The organism is Streptococcus sp. HMSC077F03, assembly GCF_001812375.1.
In the GTDB taxonomy this organism is placed as follows: Bacteria; Bacillota; Bacilli; order Lactobacillales; family Streptococcaceae; genus Streptococcus; species Streptococcus oralis_S.
In genome coordinates, this window is sequence record NZ_KV808800.1 from 1 (window position 1) to 6,295 (window position 6,295).

General features: G+C 40.3%; 3 protein-coding genes and 1 pseudogene. All 4 read left to right on the top strand.

From position 1 onward, the window contains the following. A partial coding sequence (gene essC / locus HMPREF2853_RS09165; protein WP_070536002.1) for a type VII secretion protein EssC occupies positions 1-2,145 on the top strand: 2,145 nt, incomplete at its 5' end. Between the two features lie 114 nt (positions 2,146-2,259). Beyond that, the gene (locus tag HMPREF2853_RS09170; protein WP_410002235.1) at positions 2,260-2,883 is read left to right on the top strand and encodes a hypothetical protein; all 624 of its coding nucleotides are present in this window, start codon (positions 2,260-2,262) and stop codon (positions 2,881-2,883) included. Positions 2,884-2,887: 4 nt separating this feature from the next. Beyond that, positions 2,888-5,518: an SA1320 family protein gene (locus HMPREF2853_RS09175; RefSeq protein ID WP_070536008.1), complete on the top strand. Its 2,631-nt coding sequence runs from the start codon at positions 2,888-2,890 to the stop codon at positions 5,516-5,518. Positions 5,519-5,664: 146 nt separating this feature from the next. Beyond that, a pseudogene (locus HMPREF2853_RS09180) lies at positions 5,665-6,295 on the top strand (type VII secretion protein EssC); the annotation flags it as partial.

The window sequence follows — 6,295 nt, forward strand, 5'->3', positions numbered from 1 at the left end:
AAAAACGGAGAAGCGACAGAACCGCTCCCTCATCTCTTCCTCATCTCGGATGAATTTGCGGAGCTTAAGGTCAACCAACCAGACTTTATCAAGGAGTTGGTGTCTATCGCTCGTGTCGGACGTTCTCTAGGGGTCCACTTGATCCTAGCAACGCAGAAACCATCGGGTGTGGTGGATGATCAAATCTGGTCTAACTCTCGCTTTAAGATTGCGCTCAAAGTGGCGGACCGCTCTGACTCAAATGAAATGCTTCATACTCCTGATGCAGCTGAAATTACGCAGACTGGACGCGCCTATCTGCAGGTCGGAAATAACGAAGTCTATGAACTCTTCCAGTCAGCATGGTCAGGGGCAGATTACCAGCCAGAAAAGGATGATATGGGAATTGAAGACCATACCATCTACCTGATCAATGAATTGGGACAATATGAAATCTTAAACGAAGACTTATCGGGCTTAGAGGATGCGGATGAAATCAAGGAAGTTCCGACAGAGTTAGATGCGATTGTGCACAACATTCAACTCTTGTGTGAAGAAAAAGAGATTCCTCCAGTACCGCAACCATGGTTGCCTCCGCTTAAAGAGCGAATTACGCTTGAGGAGTTAGAAGAAGTGCAACCGACAGTAGCCTGGGAACAAGAGAAACCACTCTCTGTCCTACTGGGAATGGCAGATATTCCACAGGCACAGAAACAGGAAGCTGTCTCTATCAATCTCGCCAAGGACGGACATGTCCTTCTCTATGGAAGCCCGGGTACTGGAAAGACAACCTTCCTTCAGTCTGCAGGTATGGACTTGGCTCGTAAGTTCAGTCCTAAGGACCTGACTATCTACTTGATGGATTTTGGGACCAATGGTTTGGCTCCACTATCTAAACTTCCGCAGGTGGCTGATACCATGCTTTTGGACCAAACGGAGAAAATCTCTAAATTTGTACGAATCATGGAGAAAGAACTCAATCGTCGGAAGAAACTTCTCTCTGACTATGGCGTTGGGACATTGGAACTCTACCGTCAGGCCAGTGGTCAGAAAGAACCAGCTATTGTCATTCTTTTAGATAGCTATGAAGCTATCAAAGAAGAGACCTATGAGGCAGAACTCTTCAAGCTTCTAGTGAGAATTTCTCGTGAAGGTCTCAGCATCGGTGTTCACCTCTTGATGACAGCTGGTCGTCAGACCAACCTGCGCGCTCAACTCTACTCGAACTTCAAGCATCAATTGAGCCTACCACAGAATGAAGCAGGCGAAGTGAGAGCAATTGTAGGTGCTACACCACTCGCTATGACCATGGAAGATATCAAGGGACGTGCCCTTATGAAACGTGAGGAAGTCGATGTCATCCAGTTGGCGCTTCCAGTTTCTGGAGCCAATGATACTCAAATTCTCAACAACCTTCGCCAAGTAGTCGCTTCTCTCCAAGAAGCCTGGACAGGCCAACGCCCAAGTGCCATCCCTATGGTGCCAGAGGAGTTGACGGAGAAAGAATTCTATAGCCGAGCCAGCGTGCAGACTGCCTATGAACATGGACTCGTGCCATTAGGACTTGACTTGGAGACAGTTGAGCCCGTTACTTGGAACCTAGCTAAAGGAAATCTCCTCTACCTAACAGATAAAGAAGAACAGATGGCTACTTTGGTGGAACACATTGCAAAAGGAAAACAAAAAGTCATCGTCTTGGCGCCACAATTTTCTAAACTAAATCTTGAGAAATTTGGGGAAGAAGTCATTTATGAGAATGAAATACAAAATATCGAAAATAGGCTAGAGCTTCTTGAATCGGAGATTCATAAGCGAAATCAAGAGGGGTTAAAGGAACATGTAGTTACTATCGTTCTTTATAATATCACGGAAATAATTGGGAATTTAACACCTGTGGCACAAAAGAGACTAGAGTTTATCTTTAAACAAGGTATACTAGCAGGCTATGCTTCACTTGTTATTACGAACCAAAGTATTTCTCGTAATATAGAGGCTGCGTTGCGCCTAGCAAAAGGTTTCAAACAGGCTTTGATTAGCATGAGACTCAATGACCAAAACGTTGTACCCGTCGCAAAGAAACCTCTAAGAGAGACTATGTTAGAAAATCAAGTTCATTATTTTGTTTGTGAGAGTACATACATTAAGATTAAGGCATTAATGCGCTAAATGATTGATTAAAGGCGCAATCACAAATCAATAGCGAATATTATAATCGCGGAGTAAAGAAAGATGAAAAAAATAAAAATAATTTTATGGTTACTGATAGGAGGAGTTATACTTATGACAGCAGCATCGTTGACTGGATGTAGTTTGGGTGGTGAGACCATTCCCAAAAACAGAACAAAGGAACAGTACGAATTTGAAAAAACCTTTGAACCCATGTTTAAAATTTTAGAACAAGAAGAAAAGGATTTTACGGGATTAAAGGGATACAATAGTAGAGTTTATATAAAAAATCAAGGTGAAGTTAAAAAATACGAAGTGAATTTAGATATCACTCAAGTAAATATTAAAGGTGATTATACAATAACACGTGGCGACACTAAAGAGACAGTTCCTGTTACATACTCTAATGGTAAACTAAATTATAGCTCGGAGATAAATCCTTTGTTTGACGAGGAAATTCTTAATTTAGTGGTTTCAAGAGATTTTTTCGCTTCCTTAGATGTGGAAAAAACATTTAAGAGCGCAGAAACTGAATTGAGTGATATTATTTACCAGCCTGAAAATCAATCAGAGTTATACAAAAAAATAGTGGAAAAGTATAACCTTCCATCTGACACAAAACTTTCAGTTAGTCTTGGATATGCGTACTATGACAGATACGATATACTCCTAAGTTTAGAATCTAAAGAAAAATTGGTTCAAATCAGTACTGCAATTTATTTAGTGAAAGGAAAGTAAATTTATGAATTCGATTGAGAAAAGTAATAGGCGAGTGGAAGTATCCGCTAAAATTTCAGATTATGTTTATGAATATGAAAAAGATTATACTTTTCGGAATCCTCAAGATCCACTTGCTACTACTGAAGAACTAATAAAAGAATCGTATGGAGATTCTTTAACAATCGTAGACAAAATGTATGATAAAGATTCGGGTGTTGCTGCCATAGCGGTTGAAGATAAGATGACAGGTGAGACCTATATCGCCTACGCTGGAACCAACATGGAAGCTGATGGCCATAAGGATCCTATTGTAGACCTTGCCATTGCCTTAAATGACACCTTGTACTTAAAAGAAAAAAACAAACCCGCCCTTGATTTTTATGATAGAGTGGAGGCGAATGGACACTATATTAGCACAACTACTGGCCATTCTTATGGAGAATATCAGGCTGGAAGGACAGCCATGGAGAGACAAGTCCCCTATAATTTTGGCTATCAAGGTGCTCCTCAGTCGGTAAACGGTAAGACTGCTAATGAGATGGTGGCAGCTGGTGACGCTGCTTGGTATACAGAGGTTGTTGGTAAGAGTAACAATTTTGAGGAATTCAAACATAATTTAAATAAGTATGTTAGAATGTTCAATGCCTCGGTGCTTGGGATCGTTGGTAGCATTAAGGGAAAACCAGTTAAACTTCCAGACGATGCTGTTCTTAGGCAGTATTGGGATTATCTTTCTCATTTAAAAGATACTTCTCCTGAGACTTTGAAAGCTGCTAAAGAAGAAGCAGAACGAATTGAAGCGTTGAGGAAGAATTACAAGGGTTACTCTGTGACGTTTTCCACCACACGAGATGTGTTGACGAATATTGCCTGGGCTCAGGATGGGAAAGAGATTTCATTTGGAGGACAGGCGCTGGATAATAGTGTTGCAGAGACACTGCTGGATAACAACACTTGGTTAGTGCTAAAATTTTTGGGAATCACAAGGGAAACCAAGTATCCTGGAAATGTTGTTGCGATTGATTTACCGATTCATCATAGTATGACAGACTACAGAAAAAGTGCTGAGGCTATGGAATATACAAAGCAAGTAGTTCTAGAACAGTTATTTGCGGTTGATATAGATGGCGATGGTTTATTAGATTTTGCAGTGACTCCAGAGAATACAACAACTAAAGATTTGTTGAAAAAATATGGTGATTCAAAAGAAATTCGCTTAGACACGACCTCTATGATGACTTTGATTACAAATCTGAACGCTAGTTTAAGACATGCGGAAGAGTTGTTAGAAGTAGTCAAGCGTACAAGTCAGGCAAATGAAAATGTTATGAATAATTTGTCGAGTCGTACAAACAATCTCAAAGAAGCTGTCTTCCAGCATTTACAATCCATTAGCTTGATTGAAGCTATACAAAAGATAGACAAAGCTTTCAGTAATTATGATGGCATGAAAGAAACGTTTAAAACACTTAATGAATATAATCCCTATGATTTTTCTAGGAATTTTGACTGGTTCGGCTTTAGTGGCCTAAACGACTATTTTGATAGTAATGGAAATAATTTTGACCATGGAGCAATTGCATCAAAATTATATAGTGCGAAGTTTAATAGTGACTCTGCTCTTCTCGATATCGAAGTGCATAACATGACTTCAAAAGGAAAATCTGAAGGAAATGTATGGGCTAAGTCAAATACATCTACTTACTTGGGGGTAAGAGGTGCAGAACTAGTTAATTCATTTGAAGAAATGATTGAGAAAAGTACGAAAGGTTTAGAGAAGCGTTCGCATTTTGGCGATGGAATACCACAAGCTGTGAATGAAATTTTAAAAGTATTGGAACAAAATATCCAAACAATCATTTATTGTATCTCCTATACTATCTCTGTAGCCGAAGTTATCAAAACTGCTTTAGAAGAAACAGATAGAGGCTTGGCTAGAAATATAGATACACTAGATTTTAGTTCGGTTCCAGATGTTAATACTAGTGTTTCTCAGGATTATAATACCTACTTAGAAGAGAGCGGGATATTTGATGATCGTGATGTTATTAGTGCTTTCGATGATCAGATAGATGTGAGGGCTGAGGATCTAGCAAATCAGATGTCTACGTCTTTTAGCAGTTATCTAGATAGTGCAAAAGGCTATATTCAAAACACGAATAAAGTCATAAATACCTCAAGAGATAATTTAAAAGATCTTATCAATGATTTTCCTACTGAGATTTATTATAAGAACAAATTTGAGGATAAGGACGATAAAAAGTTTTATGGTATTGTGGAGTCCCAGATTTCAGTATCGGGTACAATTCGAACTGCTGCTTCAGAGATTGATGTTTTGGATATAGACTTGACCACAGCAGCTACAACGATAAATCTAGTTGTGTCGATGTTGGGAGGTTTCAAGCCTGCGTTCAGGAATGGGATGGAGGATGCATTTTATGGAGCAGCTGAATTGAAAGGTGTTGTTCGTGCTCAAAAAGCAGTTGGTGCAGTTGTGAAATCTTTGCAGATTCGGTTTACAAATTTCAAGAGTGATTTAGAGAGTCTGGCATCGGGTGCTGCGGTACAGGCGTTGGGTTATAAGCTTGGAGACATGACAAATCTAATGGGTAATGTCAGTCATGTGATTGATGATTGCTTTGGGGATGGTTAATTAGTCAGATATACGAAAAAAGCATTCACTTCTATAATATTTGAATATCCACCTGGATTAGTTTCAGGTGGTTTTCTTTTTATTATTCCATACTGTATTCAGTTTTCTTATAATATATCTCTTATGGTATAATGAATTAAAGCTTTTTCCTCATCTCGGATGAATTTGCGGAGCTCAAGGCCAACCAGCCAGACTTTATCAAGGAGTTGGTATCTATCGCTCGGGTCGGACGTTCTCTAGGGGTCCACTTGATCCTAGCAACTCAAAAGCCATCAGGAGTAGTAGATGATCAGATCTGGTCCAACTCTCGCTTTAAGATTGCCCTCAAAGTGGCGGACCGCTCTGACTCGAATGAAATGCTTCATACACCGGATGCGGCCGAGATTACACAGACTGGACGCGCCTATCTGCAGGTCGGAAATAACGAAGTCTATGAACTCTTCCAGTCGGCATGGTCAGGGGCAGATTACCAGCCGGACAAGGACGATATGGGGATTGAGGACCATACTATCTACCTAATCAATGAATTGGGCCAATATGAAATCTTGAATGAAGACCTATCAGGCTTAGAAGATGTGGATGAGATCAAGGAAGTTCCAACAGAGTTGGATGCGATAGTACACAATATCCAGCTCTTGTGTGAGGAACAAGAGATTCCTCCAGTGCCACAGCCATGGTTGCCACCACTTAAGGAGCGCATCGCGCTAGAGGAGCTGGAAGAAGTGCAACCAGCAGTAGCCTGGACACAAGAGAAACCACTCTCTGTCCTCTTGGGGA

Bases quoted from the DNA above. Each gene is read 5' to 3' on its own strand.
- HMPREF2853_RS09170 (WP_410002235.1), top strand. From the start codon at position 2,260: ATGACAGCAGCATCGTTGACTGGATGTAGTTTGGGTGGTGAGACCATT.
- HMPREF2853_RS09175 (WP_070536008.1), top strand. From the start codon at position 2,888: ATGAATTCGATTGAGAAAAGTAATAGGCGAGTGGAAGTATCCGCTAAA.